18 protein-coding genes and 1 pseudogene are annotated in these 20,211 nt (G+C 56.8%); 6 read left to right on the forward strand and 13 right to left on the reverse strand.

Features of this window, described 5'->3' with window-relative positions:
* Positions 1–75: 75 nt before the first annotated feature.
* From OEG81_RS14845 to OEG81_RS14855, 3 genes are read right to left on the reverse strand one after another with little or no spacing between them, the layout of a single operon-like run.
* Entirely contained in the window at positions 76–798 is a 723-nt protein-coding gene (locus tag OEG81_RS14845; RefSeq protein ID WP_264130049.1) for an ABC transporter ATP-binding protein, read from the reverse strand.
* Positions 785–2,599 (reverse strand): branched-chain amino acid ABC transporter ATP-binding protein/permease, encoded by a 1,815-nt coding sequence (locus OEG81_RS14850; RefSeq protein WP_264130050.1) that lies wholly within the window; start codon positions 2,597–2,599, stop codon positions 785–787. The genes OEG81_RS14845 and OEG81_RS14850 overlap by 14 nt, the downstream gene beginning before the upstream one ends.
* Entirely contained in the window at positions 2,596–3,462 is an 867-nt protein-coding gene (locus OEG81_RS14855; RefSeq protein WP_264130051.1) for a branched-chain amino acid ABC transporter permease, read from the reverse strand. The genes OEG81_RS14850 and OEG81_RS14855 overlap by 4 nt, the downstream gene beginning before the upstream one ends.
* Before the next feature lie 341 nt (positions 3,463–3,803).
* Here OEG81_RS14855 and OEG81_RS14860 point away from each other — a divergent pair, with 341 nt between their 5' ends.
* On the forward strand, positions 3,804–4,517 hold the full coding sequence (locus tag OEG81_RS14860; protein WP_264130052.1) for a GntR family transcriptional regulator: 714 nt from the start codon (positions 3,804–3,806) through the stop codon (positions 4,515–4,517).
* 23 nt (positions 4,518–4,540) lie between these two features.
* Here OEG81_RS14860 and OEG81_RS14865 read toward each other — a convergent pair whose 3' ends face one another.
* On the reverse strand, positions 4,541–5,497 hold the full coding sequence (locus OEG81_RS14865) for a LysR family transcriptional regulator (protein ID WP_264130053.1): 957 nt from the start codon (positions 5,495–5,497) through the stop codon (positions 4,541–4,543).
* A 24-nt stretch (positions 5,498–5,521) separates the two neighbouring features.
* On the opposite strand from OEG81_RS14865, the gene OEG81_RS14870 reads away from it, so the two are divergent.
* The 4 genes from OEG81_RS14870 to OEG81_RS14885 all read left to right on the forward strand — a co-directional run bounded on the left by OEG81_RS14870 (position 5,522) and on the right by OEG81_RS14885 (position 9,424).
* Complete coding sequence (locus OEG81_RS14870; RefSeq protein WP_264130054.1) at positions 5,522–6,925, forward strand: MmgE/PrpD family protein; 1,404 nt, start codon at positions 5,522–5,524, stop codon at positions 6,923–6,925.
* A 49-nt stretch (positions 6,926–6,974) separates the two neighbouring features.
* Positions 6,975–7,940, forward strand: coding sequence for a Bug family tripartite tricarboxylate transporter substrate binding protein (locus tag OEG81_RS14875; protein ID WP_264130055.1), 966 nt, complete (start codon positions 6,975–6,977; stop codon positions 7,938–7,940).
* 247 nt (positions 7,941–8,187) lie between these two features.
* Positions 8,188–8,595, forward strand: a complete 408-nt coding sequence (locus OEG81_RS14880) for an SRPBCC family protein (protein WP_264130056.1) — start codon at positions 8,188–8,190, stop codon at positions 8,593–8,595.
* A gap of 67 nt (positions 8,596–8,662) precedes the next feature.
* Complete coding sequence (locus tag OEG81_RS14885) at positions 8,663–9,424, forward strand: spermidine synthase (protein ID WP_264130057.1); 762 nt, start codon at positions 8,663–8,665, stop codon at positions 9,422–9,424.
* A gap of 23 nt (positions 9,425–9,447) precedes the next feature.
* Here the strand turns inward: OEG81_RS14885 and OEG81_RS14890 are convergent, their stop codons facing one another.
* The 4 genes from OEG81_RS14890 to OEG81_RS14905 all read right to left on the reverse strand — a co-directional run bounded on the left by OEG81_RS14890 (position 9,448) and on the right by OEG81_RS14905 (position 13,885).
* On the reverse strand, positions 9,448–10,242 hold the full coding sequence (locus tag OEG81_RS14890; RefSeq protein ID WP_264130058.1) for a MipA/OmpV family protein: 795 nt from the start codon (positions 10,240–10,242) through the stop codon (positions 9,448–9,450).
* A gap of 243 nt (positions 10,243–10,485) precedes the next feature.
* Positions 10,486–11,877: a sensor histidine kinase gene (locus OEG81_RS14895; protein ID WP_264130059.1), complete on the reverse strand. Its 1,392-nt coding sequence runs from the start codon at positions 11,875–11,877 to the stop codon at positions 10,486–10,488.
* Entirely contained in the window at positions 11,874–12,536 is a 663-nt protein-coding gene (locus tag OEG81_RS14900) for a response regulator transcription factor (protein WP_264130060.1), read from the reverse strand. The genes OEG81_RS14895 and OEG81_RS14900 overlap by 4 nt, the downstream gene beginning before the upstream one ends.
* A gap of 209 nt (positions 12,537–12,745) precedes the next feature.
* Positions 12,746–13,885 carry a Bug family tripartite tricarboxylate transporter substrate binding protein gene (locus OEG81_RS14905; RefSeq protein ID WP_264130061.1) on the reverse strand — a complete coding sequence of 380 codons (1,140 nt, stop codon included), beginning with the start codon at positions 13,883–13,885 and terminating at the stop codon, positions 12,746–12,748.
* A gap of 135 nt (positions 13,886–14,020) precedes the next feature.
* On the opposite strand from OEG81_RS14905, the gene OEG81_RS14910 reads away from it, so the two are divergent.
* Entirely contained in the window at positions 14,021–15,028 is a 1,008-nt protein-coding gene (locus tag OEG81_RS14910; RefSeq protein WP_264130062.1) for a D-cysteine desulfhydrase family protein, read from the forward strand.
* A gap of 48 nt (positions 15,029–15,076) precedes the next feature.
* On the opposite strand, the gene OEG81_RS14915 is transcribed toward OEG81_RS14910, so the two are convergent.
* From OEG81_RS14915 to OEG81_RS14935, 5 genes and pseudogenes are all read right to left on the reverse strand, one after another.
* Positions 15,077–16,006, reverse strand: a complete 930-nt coding sequence (locus OEG81_RS14915; RefSeq protein WP_264130063.1) for a LysR family transcriptional regulator — start codon at positions 16,004–16,006, stop codon at positions 15,077–15,079.
* Between the two features lie 33 nt (positions 16,007–16,039).
* Positions 16,040–16,927, reverse strand: coding sequence for a LysR family transcriptional regulator (locus OEG81_RS14920; protein ID WP_264130064.1), 888 nt, complete (start codon positions 16,925–16,927; stop codon positions 16,040–16,042).
* A gap of 84 nt (positions 16,928–17,011) precedes the next feature.
* Complete coding sequence (locus tag OEG81_RS14925) at positions 17,012–17,959, reverse strand: SMP-30/gluconolactonase/LRE family protein (RefSeq protein WP_264130065.1); 948 nt, start codon at positions 17,957–17,959, stop codon at positions 17,012–17,014.
* Between the two features lie 73 nt (positions 17,960–18,032).
* Positions 18,033–19,541 carry an ABC transporter substrate-binding protein gene (locus tag OEG81_RS14930; protein WP_264130066.1) on the reverse strand — a complete coding sequence of 503 codons (1,509 nt, stop codon included), beginning with the start codon at positions 19,539–19,541 and terminating at the stop codon, positions 18,033–18,035.
* 431 nt (positions 19,542–19,972) lie between these two features.
* Positions 19,973–20,202, reverse strand: a pseudogene (locus OEG81_RS14935) (MFS transporter); the annotation flags it as partial.
* Between the last annotated feature and the right edge of the window lie 9 nt (positions 20,203–20,211).

Genomic DNA, 20,211 nt, shown 5'->3' on the forward strand with positions numbered 1-20,211 from the left:
GTTCGTCCTTCGGATCATCAAATGGGCCGTGCCTGGATGGCTGCGCTACGCCGCCAAGGTATAGGGCTCTACGGTTTACTTGCCGCCCCCCAGATAAGCGGCCTGCACTTCCTCGTTGCCTTGCAGTTGTGCGGGTGTGCCTTCCACGATAAGGTTGCCCGTCGCCAGCACATAGCCCCGATCCGCCACCGATAGCGCCATATTGGCATTCTGTTCCACCAGCAATACCGTCGTGCCGTGGCTGCGTATGTTGCGGATGGTGGCAAAAAGCTGCTGTACGATGATGGGCGCCAGACCCAGCGAGGGTTCATCCAGAAGGAGCAGCTTCGGTCTGGACATCAGTCCACGGGCAAGAGCCAGCATTTGCTGCTGCCCGCCAGACAGGCTCCAGCCCAGCGCACCGGTCAGGCGCTTGAGGTCGGGGAAAATTTCGTACATCTCCTCGACCTCCGCCTCCATCTGTCGTCGGGACAAGCGGCCCCTGCCGGAGGTGCCTATCATGATGTTCTCTTTGACGGTCAGGCCCGCGAAGATGCGTCTGCCCTCGGGCACGTGCGCAATGCCTTGGCGTACGATGTGTTCGGCCTTGATACGCTTGAGCGACTTTCCTTCGAACAGGATGTCGCCATCGTTGACAGCGGTAAGGCCCGAGATGCTGCGCAAGGTTGTACTCTTGCCGGCACCATTGGCGCCCAGCAAGGTGACGATTTCGCCTGCTTCGACATGAAGGGATATGCCCTTAAGCGCCTGCACATTGCCGTAGGCGCTATGGACGTTTTTAAGTTCAAGTAGCGGCATGCGCAGGCTCTCCCAGATAGGCGGTGATGACATCGGGGTGACGCAGGACTTCCTGAGGCGTGCCTTCCGCAATTTTCTTGCCAAAGTTCAAGACGGTGATGGTGTCTGATATCTGCTCGATCAGGCCAATGTCATGTTCGATCAGGAAAATCGTCAGGCCATGACCACTCAGGCGTTTAAGGAGATCGCCCAGTTCTTTTTTCTCTGTCTGGTTCAAGCCGGCCGCAGGCTCATCCAGCAGCAGGAAGCGGGGGTGGCCGGCCAGGGCGCGCGCGATCTCGATCAAGCGCTGATGGCCGTAGGGCAGGTTCTGCACGATCAATTCGGCCTTGTCGGCCATTTCGACGAACTTGAGTGCCGACAACGCTCGCTGCCGTAAGGCCTCGCGGCCCGGCTCGATAGGATTGTTGGCCCGCTGTGCGCCTATCATCACGTTTTCGACCACCGACATCGTGGGGAACAGTCGAATATTCTGGAATGTGCGCCCTATGCCCAGTCCGGCACGCTCATGAGGAGACATGCCGGTGATGTCAGTACCGTCGAAGATCACGTTGCCACTCGTAGCGCTATAGATTCCATTGAGCACATTGAGCGTCGTGGTCTTACCCGATCCGTTGGGTCCGATCAGGGCGTGCACCGTGCCGCGCGCCACTTGCACCGATACGCCGTCCACGGCCTTGACGCCGCCGAAGTACTTGCGCACGTCATTGATCTGCAGGATGGGCGATTGGTCGTGTATTGGCACGGTCAGGTCCAGCGCTGCGATGGCATCCGTGTCGATGGCCGAGCGCTTCCGGTGCCGATCGAACGGTGCTCGCAACAAACCCCAGATACCTGCCGGTAGAAACACCATGATCAGTATGACCGCCAGGCCGTATACCGCCAGGTACACCTCTTTCAGGAAACGCAACCATTCGGGCAGCAGAATAAGTAGACTGGTCCCTAGCACGCCGCCAAAAGCCGATTGCGCCCCGCCCAGCAATACCATCGTCAGGAATTCAATGGAGCGCATGAAGTTGAAGTTATCCGGGCTGATGTAGGCAAAGCCGGCAGCGTAGAACGCGCCGCCTACGCCGGCCAGTCCCGCCCCCATGGTGAAGGCGATGACCTTGACACGCAGGGTGTTGATGCCGCTGACTTCGGCGGCCAGCTCGTTCTCGCGCACGGCGCGCATACCACGCCCGGTGCGGGTTTGCGGCAGCCACCAAACCATGAAAATCGCTGCGTACAATATGGCCATGCACAGCAAAAGATAGTAGCGGTCATCGATCAGTTCGAAACCGAACAGCGACGGCCGCCCAATGCCGGCCACGCCATCCGGGCCTTGGGTGACCTGCGACCAGTTCACCAGGACCAGATCGAAGATAATTTGAAAGCTGATGGTGATCATGGCCAGGTAATGGCCGCCCAGGCGCAGCGTGGTCAGTCCCAGCACGAAACCCGCTACAACGGCCATCCCGATACCCATGAGCAAGGCGATCCAGAAATTCAAGCCTAGCACTACCGTTCCGATGGCGACGGCATAAGCGCCCAGCCCGAAGAAGGTAGCCTGGGCCAGATTGATCTGTCCGGCATAGCCCAGCACGATCGTCATGCCCAGCACGGCGACGGAATAGGTCGCGGCCTGCATGAAGATATTCAATACGTAGGGACTCAGGTTCAGGAATAGCGGCGCTATGGCCACCAACAAGCCCAGCACGATGAAGAACACGATTTTGGCGCCGGTGCTCAATGCGGGGCGAGTCGTGGCCGATTGCGAGGCGGCCATGGTGGCGGCATCGGTAGAATGCGTATCTTTCATGCTTTCTCCGAGATTTTTTCGCCGAAGATCCCTTGCGGCCTGACAAGCAGGAAGATGAACAGCAGCAGAAAGGCAAAGGCGTCTTTATAGGGAACCGAAATGTAGGCGGCACCGAAGCTTTCCACGACGCCCAGAAGCAGCCCACCGACGATGGCCCCCGTTATGTCGCCGAAGCCGCCGATGATGGTGGCCGCGAACGCCTTGAGCGCGATGATGGCCCCCATTCCGATGGAGACGAACAAGACGGGCGAAACCAGTATGCCGGCGATGCCGCCCAGCGTGGCGCTGTAGATGAACGTAAAGGCGATCATGCCCGCGACCGGGATGCCAACCAGGCGCGCCATGTCCTTGTCCTGCGAGGTGGCCTGCAGCTTCTTGCCCAGCAGCGTATGTTCGAACAGGAAGTACTGAAAGGCCACCGCAATGGCGGTGACGGCCAGTATCACCAGGTACTGCGTATCCATGAACACGCCGCCCACTTCAATGCCTTGCGTGCTGAACACGCGCTGCATGGGCTTGGGTTGCGGCCCGAAGAAGTAAAGCACCGTGTTCTGCATGAAGATCGACGCGCCCAGTGTGCTGATGATGACCGGCAGAAAGGAGCGGTGACGCAAGGGGTAATAGACCCCCAGGTTGAAGATCATGCCGATCACCCCCATGACCACTAGCGCCATGATGATGCTCAGCCAGTAGGGAAGGCCGGCGCTCATGAAGGCCACCATGGCAAAACCGCCCAGCATCGCAAAATCGCCTTGCGCGAAATTGACCACGTTGGTCGCGCGAATGATCAGCACGAATCCGAGGGCAACAAGGGAATAGATCGATCCAAGCGCAAGACCGGCAAACAGCACTTGGAAATTCATGGCCAAGAAATCCAAAGCTTCTCCTCCTTTCCTGTGCCAGCGCCGCGTCCGGTGGGCTGGTCATTGTTTTTTGTTGGAACTACCCGTCATAAGCCAGCATGGCTGCCCAAGACCGGTGTATCTTTATAAACAACAGGTGCTGCGGGTAAAACACACAAGGGGGTACAGCAGATCGAACAATAAGCAAGAATCAGGACGGCCTGTTTAGAGGAAAATACCTGTAAAAACCACAACTAAACTTGAGCTTCGCGGCCGTCCAATGTACGATCAGATCGGAAATCATATCGGCAACTCTACAGTCCTGGAGTGCCCGCGTCAAGCAATTTTGAAGGAGTCGATTCATGTCCAACGCGATCAAGGCGGGCCGCTTTGCCCGAGCCGCAGAGCCCGATAAGCCGCTAAGTATTGCCCGCCGAACGTCGTTGGGCGACGAGGTCTATGAAACGCTGTTGTCGCAACTCGTTGCCTTGCGGATTCCGCCGAATGCGCGAATTTCCGTGGACGCGCTGGTGCGCGAACTCGGGGTTTCGCAGACGCCGATTCGCGCGGCACTGATACGCCTGGAAAACGAAGGACTGGTCGTCAAGACCCATAACGTGGGTTACAGCGCTGCCCCGATGCCTTCGCGGGAAAAATTCGAACAGATCTATGATTTGCGTCTATTGCTCGAACCCTATGCCGCCGAGCAGGCCTGCCAGAAGCTGAGCGTAGCGGCCCGCGATGAACTGGCTGAACTGGCACTCGCCATGACCGAGCCCGAACCCAACGATGCAGACCGGGCTTACGGCAAGTTCGCGCTGCATGACGCCAAGTTCCACGCTCTGATCGCCACGCAAAGCGGCAACCTTTTGGTGGCCGAGGCCTTGGCGCGTTCTTATGCCCACTCGCACTTGTTTCGCCTGAGATACCATGCCGCGGCCACAGAAGGCGCCGTCGAGGAGCACGCCAAGATTATCAGTGCGATGGCGGCAGCCGACTCCGCCGGTGCGCGTGCGGCCATGGAGGAACACATCGTACGTTCGCGCGCGCGCTGGCGCCCGTATTTTGTCGAATGATCTGAGTGCAGCGCCGGTGCCCCTCACATCGCCTGTTCAATCACCGCCAACAAATTCTGCAAGGCCGGCGTCTTGCAATCGTCGCGCCAGGCAACGCCCAAGCTGGCCTGTAAATTTGAATCGCTGATGGAAATATATCTGACCTGATCCGCGCGACTGGTCCGCATGCTGGCCGGCACGACGGTAATTCCCAGCGCCCCTGCAACCAGATTGATGGTCGAAGAGATTTGGGGGGCGATCTGGACCACGCGCGGACTGAAGCCCTCTTTTTCGCATGCGGAAATGAATTCATCTGAAAGCCCCAGGCGAGTTGCCCGAGGGTACAAAATAAAATACTCCTCTTTCAGGTCTTTTAATTGGACCGCTCTTTTCTTCGCAAATTTGTGATGCTTGGGAACCGCCACGACCATCTCTTCGGTAGAGATAAGCTTGAACTTGATATTGGGCTCGCGGCCAATCGGCAAGCGCACGAATGCCACATCGATCAGCCCCTGGCATAAAAGCTTGATCAGCGCTTCGCTTCGATGCTCTTCCAACAGGATTCCAACTTCGGGATACTGCTTTCGAAAGCGCTGCAAGATCAGCGGCACTTCATGGGTGAACGATGCGGACTCTGTAAAGCCCACCGCTAAACGGCCTATCACGCCCTGTGCCGCCAGCTTGCAACGTGCCGTGGCCACTTCCACCTGATTCATGATGGACCGCGCATCATGCAGAAGCACCTCTCCCGCCGCCGTTAAATTGACTCTGCCCGGAGATCGGTCGAACAGCTTGACGCCCAGCTCATTCTCAAGCGATTTGATTTGAAACGTCAACGGAGGCTGAGCGATGCCGATTCTTTCCGCAGCGCGCGTGAAATGAAGCTCTTCCGCCGTAATGATGAAATAGCGTAGATGGCGTAAGTCCATTCGATACAAAATAAGTATTAAAACTGCAATTTTAATATATTGGACAAGCACTCTGAGCAACCCTAAACTCATTTCCAAATTCCATGGGGTGGCTCAATGCAAACTACTGATTCCGCTAAACCGCTAACGTCGATACTGGCTGAATTTACTTCGTCGCTTACGTTCGATCAGATACCTTCAGCCGTCGTTTCCGACACCAAGCTTCATGTGCTGGACGGCATAGGCGTCGCCATTTATGGCTCTCAGTTGCCCTGGACGCGCATCGTTGCCGAAACCATGGTCGAGCAAGGCGGCGCGGCGTCCGCAACGATATGGGGAACCGGGTTTCGCGCCACACCGCCTCAAGCGGCATTGGTCAACGCGACGGCCGGCCACTCCTTCGAGATGGACGACATCCATAAAGAATCGGTGCTCCATCCCAATTCGCTTTCCGTTCCGGTCGCTTTGGCCCTAGCCGAGTCGCGTCCATCCATCAGCGGCAAGGATGTATTGACGGCGCTGATTGCCGGAACCGAATTGGGCGCCAGGGTGGGAAATGCGGCAACGACCGCGCTGTTTCTTAATGGCTTTCACCCCCAAGGAACCACGGGTGCTTTTGTAGCGGCCGGCACCGCGGGAAGACTGCTCGAGCTTGACCCGCAGGCCATGCTGCACGCGATAGGAATCGCCGGATCCATGGGCGCGGGTTTGATGGCGGCGCAGGAAGGGGCCATGGTCAAACGGTTTCATGCCGGCAGGGCGGCCGAGTCGGGAATGCTGGCCGTGTCCTTGGCCAGCAAGGGGTTCACCGGCATAGAAAATATATTGGAAGCTGATTACGGGGGCTTCCTCAGCGCCTTCGGGCGAACCTATAACCTTGACCGCTTGCTTGACGGGCTGGGCTCGGACTGGGAGTCCGCCAAGGTGGGGTACAAGATGTACCCCAACGTCACCAGCATTCATACCTCGCTCGATGCGTTAAAGCAGTTGATGCATCAACACAAGCTTGCCGCTGATGATATCGAGCGTATCGACGTCGGATGCGGACACATGACCTATGTGCACACGGCATGGCCTTACGCGCCCAGCGGCGTGACCGCAGCTCAAATGAATTTGTTCTACGGGCTTGCGGTGATGGCCATACGCGGGGACGTCACACCTCACGATTATGCGGAAGACACCATCGCCGATTCAGATGTGCTGGCGTTCATTCCCCGGATTCGTCCATACGAAGACAAGGAAATCGATGATAAAGGCCCCGCCGCCCGGCATGCGGTAAAGATGAAGGTCATGACGAAATCGGGCCAGGAGCTGACGCATGATATCTGGTCCAGGCGAGGAAGCCCCGAGTGCCCCGTTTCCGACGAAGAGGTGAAGAAAAAATTCATCACTAACACTCAGCATGTACTGACGCAGAAAACCCAAAGCAAGATTGCCGATCTGGTTCTGAATATGGACGACATGCAGTCCCTGTCTGAGCTGACCAGCTTGTTGAGCGTGAAGAGCAATCAGGCGGGGTGAAAGGCTTGTGGAAGAGACCGAGTATCCAGTACTACAGGAGGAGAAACCAATGAAAATCAATCGTCGAAATTTTATTCTTTCCGCTTGCGCGGGCGGCATCGTCGCAGCTGCCCCGCAAATCGTGCGTGCGAATTCAAACCCCACTCGCATCGTATGCCCGTATGCCCCGGGTGGCGGAACCGATACGGTGACCAGGATAATGGCAGAGGGATTGAGCACGCTGACAGGCCAGTCGTATATTGTTGAAAACAAGCCCGGCGTAGGAGGCTTGGTCGGCCATCAGTATGTGGCTTCCGCCAAGCCCGATGGCAAGACCTTGTTGCTGGGGGCCATCGGCCCACTGGTCATTGCGCCGCATCTGTCGAAAATAACGTACGATCCTCAAAAGGACCTGGCACCGCTTACGATGGCGGTCATTTTTCCGAATGTGCTGGTGGTCAGCCCAAGTGTCGGCGTAAAGAACCTGAAGGAATTTATCGATTTGGCCAAAAAGCAGCCTTTGAGTTATGCCTCTACGGGTGCGGGATCCGCGGCGCACCTTGCCGGCGAGCTGCTTAACAACAGTGCCGGCCTGGATATTTTGCATGTCCCATACAAAGGCGGCTCGCAAGCCATGCTGGACTTGGTGTCCGGACGGGTATCAGCTTACTACGCCACACCCAGCTCCGCCCAACCGTACATTAAGTCCGGAAAACTGATTGCCCTGGCGACAACCGGGGACGAGCGCTCCGAGCTTTTACCTGACGTGCCGACCTTGAAAGAATCCGGCTACCCAGGGGCTGTAGCCTTGAATTGGTACACGTTCATGGCGCCGGCGGAAACACCCAAAGACATCCAGAAGACGCTTAATAAAAACATGGTCGCGGTACTGAAAGACCCGAAAACACGCAGCGAGTTATCGCGACATGGCATGACGCCAGCGCCTTCTACTCAAGAGGAGCTACGTCATTTCATCGCTGCCGAGTCGAAACGCTGGGGGCAGCTTATCAAAGATAGAAATATCGCCGCAAATTAGAAGAGTTCTTCTATAAATATGGTTGGGACGGTGGCGCTCTCACGAACGCCACTGATATGCGGCATTTGCTCGGGCTTGCCGGATGACATCAGGCTACTCGACTAACATTCGATTCTGCTGGGTCGTTACAGAGACGGCCTTTTCATTTTCTGCTAACTTCACTTAAGGTCTTGCGCTGAAACCCCAATATTCACCGTATAACCACGGCGAATATGCCGTCAGCAACCCTTGAATCGGAGAAAGCATCATGCAAATCATCGTCGAGACAAACGTTCGCGCCCCCATTGAAAAAGTATGGCAGGCCTACACCACACCCAGCGATATCGTCCAGTGGAATGCCGCATCCGACGACTGGCACACCACCGAAGCCAGCGTCGACCTTCGGGTGGATGGGGCCTTTTCGTCCCGCATGGAAGCCAAGGATGGCAGCTTCGGGTTCGACTTTGCCGGCACCTACACCGCCATCGTTCCACATCGCCTTATCGAATATTCCTTTGGGGATCGCGCCGCCAAAGTCGAGTTTTCCGAGAACTCTGAAGGCGTCCACGTAAAGGTTTCCTTCGTCGCGGAATCCAGCCATTCCAACGATGAACAGCAGGCGGGGTGGCAGGCCATTCTTGATAACTTTGCCCGCTATGTTGAAGGGCGGAATTAGCGCAAAGCGTGTCCTCGTTCTCTTACCTCCCTCGGTCAATACAACGCCGACCGTAGGATTGGCGATAATGCCGTTCCCCCACCACACTATTGCCACCATGCTGAACATCCTGGAAAGCGATGGCGTGCGCACCCTGCATTTCGGCTCGTCCGCCGTGCAGGGCGCCATGCGCGTCGACCAGCCGAACGACATCGAGCTGGAATACGTACAGCAAATGATGATGTGGCTGCTGTTTCGCGGCGACGCCTCGCATATTGTCCAGCTTGGCCTGGGCGCCGCTGCGCTGACCAAGTTCTGCTATCACCGACTGGCCTCGGCCCGGGTCACCGCGGTCGAGCTCGATCCGGGCGTCATCGATATCTGCCGCAGCCGCTTCGCGCTACCGCCCGACGACGAACGCCTGAGCATATTGAGCATGAACGCCCTGGATTATGTGACGGACTTTTCCCGCCGCCGGTCAATCGATGTCCTGCAAGTCGACTTGTACGACGCCCAAGCGAAGGGCCCGCTGCTCAGCACCGACGCCTTCTATGCGGCCTGCGCCAATTGCCTGACCGTCCAGGGCATGATGACCGTGAATCTGTACTGCGACTGGCCGGATCACCTGCATCATTTCGAGAAGATAGGGAACTCCTTCGAGGCGGTGGCCTGGCTGCCGGAGGTGCATGACGGCAATATGGTGGCGATCGCATTCAAGCAGCCGCCGTCGGTGGATTTTGACGATCTTTATGCGCGCGCCGCGGAGATACAGGCAACGCTAGGTCTACCGGCGCAGACTTGGGTCGCGGGCCTGCATAGCTGGATGAGCCACGAGAACACGGCTGGCTGACGGCTCGCCGCCACAGCCCTCGCTCAGTAGCGGTACATATAGCCAAGTCCGATTGAGGTCTGGTTTGGCTTGTCGACCAAAGGGCTATCCTTGACTGTGCTGCCGTAGCGACTGGCAGCGAGGTCGAGATACACGGTGTGATGCTTAGTCGGCATGTAGTCCACACGCAGGCCCGCAAGGATATGGGTGGTCGACTTTCCCTGGTAGAATGCACGCGTAGCGGTCACCTCGGATTGCCGGACGCCGTAGTAGTAGTCGACGTACTTATCGTCGGTCCATTCAGCCGCAAGGCGCGGAATGAAACCGAACTTGCCGACGGCAAAGCGGCGATCCACTTGCAGTCGGGCACGGATGCCTTTGCTCTTTCCCATGGTGTCGGCCAGGACTTCACCCGTGAAATTGGCGAAATCCGTCTTCCAGGTCACGGCGGCGCCCGCCCAAAGACTGGCCTTGCGATCCTCCATGCCGGCCAGGAAGGGCGAATCATCAGCTTCGTAGCCATCTCCCCCGGCATAGCGCGCACGCAGACGGAAGGACAGCGAGTCATCGCTATAGAGCTTGAGATCGAGCGTTGGAATGGCAGCACTGATCCATTTGTTTTCGTACCCGACGATAGGTAAGCCCATGGTTTTGGTATCCATATCGCGATATGGCTTTTTGATTGCGGCTACGCCGGCACCGAGCCTCCACGACGACTGGCCGGGCTCTGCAGCATGGGCGGAAGCAAAGGTAGCAAATGATGCGGACAGGGCAACGGCAATAGCCAGGCCCATTCTGGAGCGTACGGCTATCTTGAAGATTTTTGTGAATCGCGACATGGTTAATCCTTTCTTTGAAGCATCAGATGGGAAAGCGGTGTGGTCGGGGGTGCCATTCAACATCGAGCTGCCCGAATCTCGTCGCGCGTCGACACGGCGCACCCACGAGATCGGATGCTACGGAAGCGGAATTAGCCGCTCTTTAGACTCTTTAGGAATTCTTTAAAAAAGGAGCTCGGCGGAAAACAAGCGCGCGGGCTTGCATGAACGGTTCCCTACCTACTTGCGTTGAGGAGTAGAGAGTCAAACCGCGTGCTGCGCGGCAGCTATGCCGGGAAAGACCACGCGCACCATGAAACCCCGGTCTTCCAGTCCGGTGCCCGTGTATATGGCGGCGTTGTGCGACTCGGCAATGCTCGCGACCAATGACAGGCCGATCCCGCTGCCGCGCACGGGATTGCTGCCCACACGGTGAAAGCGCTCGAAGATGGCGCCCCGTTCAGCGGCCGGAACGCCCGGGCCATTGTCGGCGACCTCCAGGAAGACACTGGATGGGCCTCCGTCCTGTGCGGGTGACGCATAGCCACAGCGCGCCAATACGTTGCCGCCTTCGGCGGTGTAGCGCATGGCGTTATGCAGGAGGTTGCGGAGCAGTATGCCGACCTCGTCAACATCGCACTGAATCATGCAGGAGGCTACATTCAAAAACAGCGAACGCCGATTATGGCTGGCGTAGACCTGGAATTCCTGCGCGACGTGCTGCACGAGCTTACTCAAGTCTGCTGCCACGTGTTTAGGGGTCTTGGCACCGGCGTTGATGCGGGCCAGGTCAAGCAGTTGCTCGGACAGCCGGGCGCCGCGCTGAGCCACGATCAGCAGCTTCCTCAGGGCTGCGTCCTTCTCCTGCGGATTCGTCTCGCGAAGGGCAATCTCCGCCTGCCCCTGCAAGGTCGATAGCGGTGTGCGCAGCTCATGCGCCGCATTGCCGATAAAGCGGCGTTCGCCTTCGATGGCCGCGTCCAGTTGCCGCAGCAGGCGGTTGAAAGCATCGACCAACGGATGCAGCTCCCGCGGCAGCCCATCCAGCGGCAGGGGCGTGAAATCGAAGCGGGGCCGGCGATGCATGGCCGCGCCAAGGGCGCGCACCGGCTTGAGCGCGCTGGCGGTGACGATCCACATGATGACACCCACTATCATGAGCAGAATAGTGGTCTGGATCACCTCGTCCGCTGCCTTGTGGCGGAAGTCGGCATCCACGATTCTTTGCAGGTTGCCCACCTGGACCGTCACCCGTCCGGTACTGTCCGATGCGGAATAGACCCGCCACTTCTTCCCTTCAACTTCGGCCGATACTGGTCCATCCGCAAAATCGGGCCGGAGTGGAGCCTGGGGGCCCCCGGATGTGCCGGCGACCAGCCTGCTTCGATCCACCCATATCTGAAAGACCAATGGCCCACGCAGGATATCCAGGGATTGCGGCAACGCCAGTCTTGGCCCCTCGCGCTCGCCGAAGCGACCGTCGGCGGGGATGGTGACCAGCAGTTGGGTCGCGATAGCCTCGAGTCTTTCGTCCCACGTACTGCTGCGGTTGATGGTCGTTTTTGCTAGCACGACCGCGACCACGATTATCCAGAACAACGCGGTGATACCGATCACCGCCAGTATCAACTGCGCATTGATGGATCGCGGCTTCATGTTGGCTGCCCCACTACGTAGCCAAGACCATGAACGGTCCGGATCAGGTCATCACCCAGCTTGCGGCGCAACTGATGGATGAAAACGGCAATGGTATTGCTTTCGACATTACTGGCTGTGCCATAGACAATGTCATGCAGATGGTCGCGCGTCACCACATGGCCCGGACGCTCCACAAGCGCCAGCAGAGTGCGATACTCCTGGGCGCTGAGAGTGACATCGCTGCCCGCCTTCGTCACCATGCGGCGGTTGCGATCGATTTGCACATCTCCATAGGTGAACACCGGAACAACGCGCCCTTGGCTGCGGCGAATGACCGCACGCAAACGAGCCCAGAGCTCGTCGAACGGAAAAGGTTTAACCAGGTAGTCGTCGGCACCCGCGTCCAGGCCGGCGATGCGTTCGGTCAATTGGCCTCTTGCGGTCAGGATCAGCACGGGCGTGCTGTCATAGTGCTTGCGCATGCCGCGCAGTACGCTAATGCCGGAGTCCCCAGGAAGGCCGATGTCAAGCAAGACTGCCGTATATACGTGATCGACCAGCGCGGCGCGCGCGGAATGTGCATCATTGACGTGGTCAACGTGCCATCCGCTCTGGCGTGCGCCATCGCAGATGGTTTCCCCCAGCATCTGATCGTCTTCTACGAGAAGCAGCTTCATGTCAAATCAATCCATGCCAAAAACATCGGCTTATTTCGAATGATGAGAGAAGCAGTTTAATTTTTTATTAAGAACGGGCGGTCCAGGTTCGGTCTTGTTGCCTTGGAAGCGAAATTACCTGCAAGGCCGCTTAAGGCCCGGCATGGTAAAGCGGCCATTGAGATCGGACGGGTTTGGATTCATACCTGATCTGCGGAGCACTGTGGCGCTTACGCCATTACATTCAGATCCGCCGCCCAGTTCTTTATCCTATTGAACGAAGTGCGCATGTACTCCGCCGTCCTTTCCGGATCAAGCGGAGCAGAAATGGCGCCCAGTTGATCACCCAACCTCGCTTTCACATCGTCCAGTTGGACCACTTCACCAAGAGCTTTGCTGAGTGCTTGCGCATGCTTGGCGTCCATCAGCTTCGGACCAACAATGACGAAGAAATCATCGACCACCAAACCGGGCACCGTCTCATTCACCGTGGGCGCATCGGGAAACAGTGGCGACCTCTCGGCGTTGGATACCCCCAGGATATTCACCTTTCCCGAACTCAGCGTTGCACGCGTACCTGCCAGGTTCTCGAACTTCGCGTCGATGAATCCGCCCATCATGTCTTGATTCGCCGGTGCAGACCCCTTGTAATGCACAATGATCACGTCAAGGTTGGCTGCCTTGGCCAGATACGCCGCAGCCAAGTGGCTGGACGAACCTTGTCCCACAGTACCAATTTTGACCTTTCCAGGATTGGCGCGGCAGTACTCAATAAACTCGCGCACGTTGGACACCGGTAGGCTCTTGTTGGCCAGGAAAAGATAGGTGTTTATCGTGAGCCTGGCCAGCGGGGTGAAGTCGGTTACGGGATCCAGTTTCTGAGTCGTCGGGTTAACCGCCGGAGCAGTAACCAGCATGGACGAACTCAAGTAAAGCACCTTTCCATCTGGTGCCTGGCGTTTTACATAGTTACTTGCAATAAGGCCGGCGGCACCAGGACGCGCTTCGACAATGACCGTGTCGTTTAACTTCGGCCCGAGCTTATCCGCCACTATGCGGGCAATCGCGTCTGCGCCGCCGCCGGGAGGCCCTGGAATGACAATGCTGACCGGCGCCGAGTTTGCCAGCGAGAGCTCAAACGGCGCCCCTGCCGCCAGAATGCTGCCGTAGGCCGTCTTCAAGAAGCTGCGACGTGAAATCATGTGGACCCCCCTTAGTCTTTGATTGAGTGAGGCCCAATGTATCAGCGACACATACGGCAGACAATTGAATTTTTCCGCATCGGTAGTTATTCCAAAATGGTATTGATTGGCGAAGTTTCCCAAACCGGCGGCACGCAGAAAGCCTCCGTTCCGCAATGACAAAGCCATACCATTCCGGACACTTTTCCTGATCGAAAATATCTCTTTTCGGATAAAACCCGTCTATTGATAATCTGCATATCGACGGGCTCATCGAATGCAGTGGCAGTGTGCCTATGCCGGTGACGCCAATACAGCTCGCTTATGCCGCATCGTCCAAACATTCGTCTTGCTACTTTTGGAAGCTACCCTACACCTCTTGAGGAGCTTCAGGCCCTCTCAAAAATCGTCGGTGGCCCGCGTATTTGGGTCAAGCGCGATGACCTGACAGGGGTTGCCATGGGTGGCTCGAAGACCAGAGCACTCAACACGCTGCTTGGAGATGCGTTATCGAACGGCGCCGACACAATCGTAACTTGCGGTCCGGTCACATCCAACCATATAAGAATTACTGCGGCGTGTGCTAACCGCCTTGGGCTGGAAGCGCTCCTCGTTATAAAGCACCCGTACGGAGAATCACTCGACGAGCAAGGGCATCAGGGGAACATGCTTCTAAACCATGTACTCGGTGCGCGACTTGAATACGTGTCCGCTGATTCTCTATCAGATCTTGAACTGGCCATGGAAGGCGTCGCGGAAACACTAAGGTCTGAAGGGAAGAAGCCGTATGTAATTCCCGGTGGCGGCTGCTCACCGATGGGAGCGCTTGGCTACCTCGAACTCGTCGCTGAGCTTGCACGGCAGTCAAATCAATATGGCTTCAAGATCGACGCAATACTATGCGCCTCGGGTTCGGGATGCATACAAAGCGGCCTGATTCTGGGCAACGCATACCACCACACTGCATACCCGGTAATCGGAGTAACGATCAATCGCAGCATCGGCGAACTAGCCGCCCGCATTTCCCGCGAGGTCAGGAATGCCGCAGTACTGGCCGGATTTGACCTTCGAGTTCAATCTGGTGACATTTGTATCCTGGACAACTACCTGGGCGAGGGATATGCCATTCCAACAGAGGCCGCCATGTCGGCGATCAAGTTGCTGGCTCAACAAGAGGGTTTGTTGCTGGACCCCTGCTATACCGGTAAAGCGATGGCCGGTGTCCTGGATCTGGCAAAGACACGATTCACTTCGGGACAGAATATTGTATTTATCCATACCGGCGGACTACCCGGCATGTTCAATTACTCAAAGGAGTTATCTCGCTTGTAGGCAGTTTCAGCAGCCAATCGACATGTTCGATCGGCATATCCTGCATTTTTAATCACGCCGCGGATGAGCCCTGCCGGCCGGGCGTCGGGGCTTGCGGGTGAAGGTGCTGCATTGCTGGGCGATTTCCGCCACGCGATAGCCGAGAGCCGAGTCTGAACTTTTGAGGAAGCAGCATGAGTAGCCTACGGACGGTGCCGGAGTGGACGTTCTCAGCAGCTGAAGCGTTCCGGCCCTGAGCTCATTCCTGAACAATGCGATCGGTAAACAACTGATACCTACGCCCGCTGAGATCAGGCCGGCGAGAGCCTTTACGTTGTTTCCACCGTAGATTCGTTCCGGCGACGCGCCGGCGCTTTCCCACAAGCGACTGCATGCAGCGGTAATAACCGAGTTTTCGGACTGCTCGATAACAGGTTGCGTTGCCAACTCATGTAAAGAATGCACCTCTCCAGGCGCAAATATGCCTGCTGCGGCAAACCATCCGAACTGTACTTCTCCAACCTCGATCTTCACCATGGCGTCCGAGGTCCGGGCTTCCGGCACAATAGAAAGCTCAAGTCGTCCCTGTTCTACTTTGTCTTGCAACAGCAACGACAGGTCGATCTCCGGCTGGACGGTGATGGACGGGTATACGTGTTTCATACGCCGGAGGAAATCGGAGAACCACGTCAGGGCTACCATTTCTGTAAGGCCCACACGTAGCAATCTGGCCGACTGATTATCAAAACCCTTCTGGCCATCGAGGACGCTCAGCATACCGAGCAAGGCACTACACTCTTCCTCTAGTTCCCTACCGAACTGCGTAAGCTGATTCTTACGGCCTCTTCTCTCAAACAAAGGCCTGGCAGCCACTGCTTGCACCTCGCGCAAGCGCTTCGTTATGGCGGACTGAGTGATACATAGTTTCTCTGCTGCCCGACTCAGCGTGCCCAGACGAGCCACCCAATAGAATGCCTGCAGTTGCTTGATGGTAAGCATGGACCCTAACGCCAGAGATACTCAGATTGCCAATCAATGCTGATCGAAGACACAATGCCGCTTGACCAGCTCGATAACGTCGTGGTGAAGCGCCGTAAGCGAGTCAATTCGAACCAGGATGGCGTAATTCATCGTTGGTGCCCCGAGCGAAGTTCTGATCTCGCTTAATGGACCGGCATTACCCATATCTGCAACCATCGCTCGCGGCAGGCTTGCTATGCCAAAGCCTGCCATACATATTCCTTTTAGGGCAGCCAGGCTGTCGCTTCGAATCGTGTTTGTCAGCTTCACACCCTTATCGACAAGCCAGGATTCGATTTGAGTTTCAATTTCGCCCGGCGCGCTTTGAATCAACAAGGTCTGCCGCTCAAGTTCAGGGAGGCTCAACGAGCCAGGCAGCGCCAGGGACGACGCTCGGTACCATCCGAATGCCGCTGACCCGATGGGAATACACACCATATTCTTAGGGCATGCCAGGTCTGATGCGATGGCCATATCAAGTTGCCCATCCTGCATTCCCGTATACAGGCGCGACGAAGAATCAACCGTGAAATCCAGTTGAATTCGTGGATACTTGGCCTTCATCTCTGCAACGAAAGCCCCCAGCCACGTAAGCGCAGTAAGTTCCGTGACGCCTAGCCGCAAAGTCAAGGCCAGAAACTCGGGATTGGCAAAGCGCTCCATCAGGCCCGCCCGCTGGTGAAGCAATGCACGAGCCTGGCGCAGCACTTCTTTTCCCTTGCTGGTAAGGCGTGCAGAGCGGCTCTCTCGATTGAACAAAGGGTATTTGAAGCCGTCTTCAAATTCACCAATAAGGCGGGAAATTGAAGATTGCGACGTATCCAGACTACGAGCCGCCTTCTCGAATGACCCCATATCCGCCACAGCGACAAACGCTTCCAGTTCTCGAAATGTCGTCATGTCACTCACCCGCCATCAGGCCGGCGCCGATCCGTTGACCGGCGGCCTTCGAGTACGTAGATGCGCGTTCAGCTTGTAGTTCGATCATGCATCGCCAGCGCTATCAGCTGAAGGGAAGCGCGCCCGGTGCGAAAACATGGGATTGCCCGCCACGGCCAGGTTGGCCCGGAATATTTGCCCACTTGCTGACTCGGTAATGAACAGATCCTTGTTCTGTGGGCCGCCATAGGCAACGTTCGTCGACATGGCGCCTGCCGGCGTATTGATCCGGTACAGAGGTTCTCCGCGATTGCTGAATAGCCAGACGGCGCCCAGTCCCGCGTGCGCAACCGCCAGCCCGCCCGCCGCGTCGAGAGCGAGTCCGTCTGGCCCGACGCCGCCGGACAATTGGAGGAAGGTTCCCACCTTTACGGCTTTTCCCTTGACGATAGGAACGCGCCACACTGCGTTGGCCCGTGTGGCAGCCAGATAGAGCGTGCTTTCCTGAAGGTCCATGACCAAGCCGTTCGGGCTCGGTACGTTGGAGAGCAAGCAATCAATGTGGCCATCCGGCGATAATCTGAATACCTTCCCGGTTGGATCATGTAGCCCCGTCAGCCCCTGGTCAGTGAAAAACAAGTCGCCGTTAGAGGCGAAGAACAGGTCGTTGACCGCTTTGAACCGCTCCAGGTTCGCTCGCGCCAGATATGGCCTTACTTTCTTCGACCCGGGTTCATGCACCATGATCCCATTCTTATAATCAGCAATGAAGACGAGACCGTCATCACGAATCTTCAAGCCGTTAGGCCAGCCATCATATTCCGCGGCGACTGAAAAACTTCCGTCTGGGGAGACATTCAGCAACCGGCCGTTTACCACGTCGACACACCATAAGACACCATTCCGGTCAAAGGATGGCCCCTCTAGAAAACAGGATGAGGCGAACCCCGTCGGCTGCCCCTGATTCCACTCGCTGTCTTCCGTCCCGGTTTTTAGCTCCTGGGGATATCGCGCGAAAACTTCAGCAGCGATAAGCTGCGGTGTGGCAAACATACAAGTCTCCGTTCAAAAAGGCCGCGTTGACGCATCGGCCAGGCGTCACCCATTGCTTGGCGCAGTACAGCAATCATTTGAACGACACGCCCTTCAGTCGAATCATCCCATCCGCATAAGGTTCGAATCCTTGCACTTTGTTGCTGGTGGCGAACGGCCACGGTTGATAGTAGAGATAAACGGCGGGTAGCTCATCCTGCAGTATGGCTTGCGCCGCGTCATAGATGGCCCGGCGCTGATCGACATCGGACACGGTTCGTGCCTTGTCCAGCAGCTCATCCACCTTCGGATTGCAATACTTGCCATCGTTCAGCGTTCCTTTGCAAGTGACGAACGCATAGATATTGCCGTCCGGGTCGATACGGCCCGACCACCCCCTCATGTCCAGCTGAAAGTCTCCCTGGGTGGCGGCAGTCTGCATGGTGGCATATTCGGTGGGCCGCAAGCTCAGTCTGAATCCCGCCTGGGACACCATCGCCTGAACCATTTGAGCTGTGGAGGACTCAAGGGTGTTGTTCCCGAACGTTAACTCAGCTTCTACAGTTTCTTGTCCCGCATCCTTCAACAGTGCCTTCGCCCTGGCGATGTCAGGCTCTTGTATGGGGAACCGCTCGCTATGATAAGGGCTTGCAGGAGGGAAAGGCTGTTGCGCCGGCGGGAAAATCCCTCCTCCGATGATTTCATTGATGGCGTTACGGTCTATTGCCAACTGAAAAGCCTGGCGCACGCGCTTGTCATTGAAAGGATTCGACGTGGCGCGTTCGCCGTTGCCCACATTGAATACAAACCGGCGGTATCCAAGACCGACTACAGGCTTGAACGACAAGGTCGCATCGTTTTTTACATACGTCACATCGGTGGGGTTCAAACGCTCCAGAATGTCAATTTCACCGGACCGCAGATTGGACAGACGCACGGTTGAGTCAGGCATGTTTATGTATTCGACTTGCTTGAACGCGAAATTGCTCGCATCGTAGTGTCCGTCGAATTTCTCAAGCACGATACGGTCGTTCTGTATGCGCTTGACGAACTTGTACGGCCCCGAGCATACCGGCTTGCGGCCTATGGCAGAGTCACTGTCTTTTGCGCCGAAGCTCGCCGGGGAGAGCATCATGCCGGCTCGGTCGGATAACTGGGAAAGCAAGGATGCGTCTGGCTTTTCCAGCGTAATGGTCAGTGTCATGTCATCCGGCGCATCGACCCGTGTCACTGATGCCAGTTCGCTCTTGCGCTGGCTGGCCGGCAGCGTAATCGCCCGCTCCAGGTTCGCTTTAGCTGCCTGGGCGTCGAATTTCGTGCCATCATGAAATACAACGCCATCGCGCAGTTTGAGTGTAAGTTTGGTATTGCCTTCGCTCCATGCCCACGTGGTGGCCAGCCCAGGGACAAAATTAAGCTTGGCGTCGATATCCATCAGTTTGTCGCATAACGACGTCAGGACAATACGGGCGACATAGGTACGGGACCGGTGCGGATCCAGCGTATCCGGGTCCTCCTGCATCCCGATCCGCAATACCTGTGCATGAGATGCCGCAGCGGTGCCAAGCAACAGGCCGCCGAGTATCAAGGTGAATCGTCTCACGGGTGTGTCTCCTCTGTTCTAGAGTTATTACATGTGGCACGCGACCGTTCATCTCAAGTTACTTGAAAGCAATCGAGTAAAAGAACGAATCATGAAACGGAGGTGCCAACCCAAGTATCCCGCTTACCTGGCAGGCCGAGAAGCATCGTCTCTCACATTACCCCTTGTTATGGCTGAACCGCTATTAATTAACTGGGGGTGTTCAGAAAACAACTGCCCTTGAGTATATGGCCCCAGAAAAGAGAGAGGGTGAGATGGTTTCAGCCTATTATGGTGCTGAAGAAATATATAAAAAAGTGATATTTTTGTATCGGATAGCATGAAAAAAAGTGATCTTTCCCGCGCACTCCGGCCTGCGCTATCGCCCCATCCTTAGGCGCTTATGTATTTAGCCTGCAAGGCGTTCTCGTCCCACCCCGGGTTCTGCGATACGATGCGAAGGAGCCCACCGCCATCGAGCCAAACACGATGAAGTCATTGAATGACTGGACACGGGTCTTCTCTTCGGGGCGATGGCATTCCAGCATCAGCGCGGATGCGCCAATGAAACCGAAATTCCAGCCGATGCCAATCGGGATCAGGGTAGGCTAGAATGCGCGACATCTATCCCGGTCAGATCCACGGCGGCGGACACGCCGATAAGCAGCAGCCCGGCGGCAGCGCCGCCAAT

The sequence above is a fragment of the Pollutimonas sp. M17 genome (genome assembly GCF_025836975.1).
GTDB lineage: Bacteria > Pseudomonadota > Gammaproteobacteria > Burkholderiales > Burkholderiaceae_B.

Bases quoted from the DNA above. Each gene is read 5' to 3' on its own strand.
- OEG81_RS14845 (WP_264130049.1), bottom strand. From the start codon at position 798: ATGCCGCTACTTGAACTTAAAAACGTCCATAGCGCCTACGGCAATGTG.
- OEG81_RS14850 (WP_264130050.1), bottom strand. From the start codon at position 2,599: ATGAAAGATACGCATTCTACCGATGCCGCCACCATGGCCGCCTCGCAA.
- OEG81_RS14855 (WP_264130051.1), bottom strand. From the start codon at position 3,462: ATGAATTTCCAAGTGCTGTTTGCCGGTCTTGCGCTTGGATCGATCTAT.
- OEG81_RS14860 (WP_264130052.1), top strand. From the start codon at position 3,804: ATGTCCAACGCGATCAAGGCGGGCCGCTTTGCCCGAGCCGCAGAGCCC.
- OEG81_RS14865 (WP_264130053.1), bottom strand. From the start codon at position 5,497: ATGAGTTTAGGGTTGCTCAGAGTGCTTGTCCAATATATTAAAATTGCA.
- OEG81_RS14870 (WP_264130054.1), top strand. From the start codon at position 5,522: ATGCAAACTACTGATTCCGCTAAACCGCTAACGTCGATACTGGCTGAA.
- OEG81_RS14875 (WP_264130055.1), top strand. From the start codon at position 6,975: ATGAAAATCAATCGTCGAAATTTTATTCTTTCCGCTTGCGCGGGCGGC.
- OEG81_RS14880 (WP_264130056.1), top strand. From the start codon at position 8,188: ATGCAAATCATCGTCGAGACAAACGTTCGCGCCCCCATTGAAAAAGTA.
- OEG81_RS14885 (WP_264130057.1), top strand. From the start codon at position 8,663: ATGCCGTTCCCCCACCACACTATTGCCACCATGCTGAACATCCTGGAA.
- OEG81_RS14890 (WP_264130058.1), bottom strand. From the start codon at position 10,242: ATGTCGCGATTCACAAAAATCTTCAAGATAGCCGTACGCTCCAGAATG.
- OEG81_RS14895 (WP_264130059.1), bottom strand. From the start codon at position 11,877: ATGAAGCCGCGATCCATCAATGCGCAGTTGATACTGGCGGTGATCGGT.
- OEG81_RS14900 (WP_264130060.1), bottom strand. From the start codon at position 12,536: ATGAAGCTGCTTCTCGTAGAAGACGATCAGATGCTGGGGGAAACCATC.
- OEG81_RS14905 (WP_264130061.1), bottom strand. From the start codon at position 13,885: ATGGCTTTGTCATTGCGGAACGGAGGCTTTCTGCGTGCCGCCGGTTTG.
- OEG81_RS14910 (WP_264130062.1), top strand. From the start codon at position 14,021: ATGCCGCATCGTCCAAACATTCGTCTTGCTACTTTTGGAAGCTACCCT.
- OEG81_RS14915 (WP_264130063.1), bottom strand. From the start codon at position 16,006: ATGCTTACCATCAAGCAACTGCAGGCATTCTATTGGGTGGCTCGTCTG.
- OEG81_RS14920 (WP_264130064.1), bottom strand. From the start codon at position 16,927: ATGACGACATTTCGAGAACTGGAAGCGTTTGTCGCTGTGGCGGATATG.
- OEG81_RS14925 (WP_264130065.1), bottom strand. From the start codon at position 17,959: ATGTTTGCCACACCGCAGCTTATCGCTGCTGAAGTTTTCGCGCGATAT.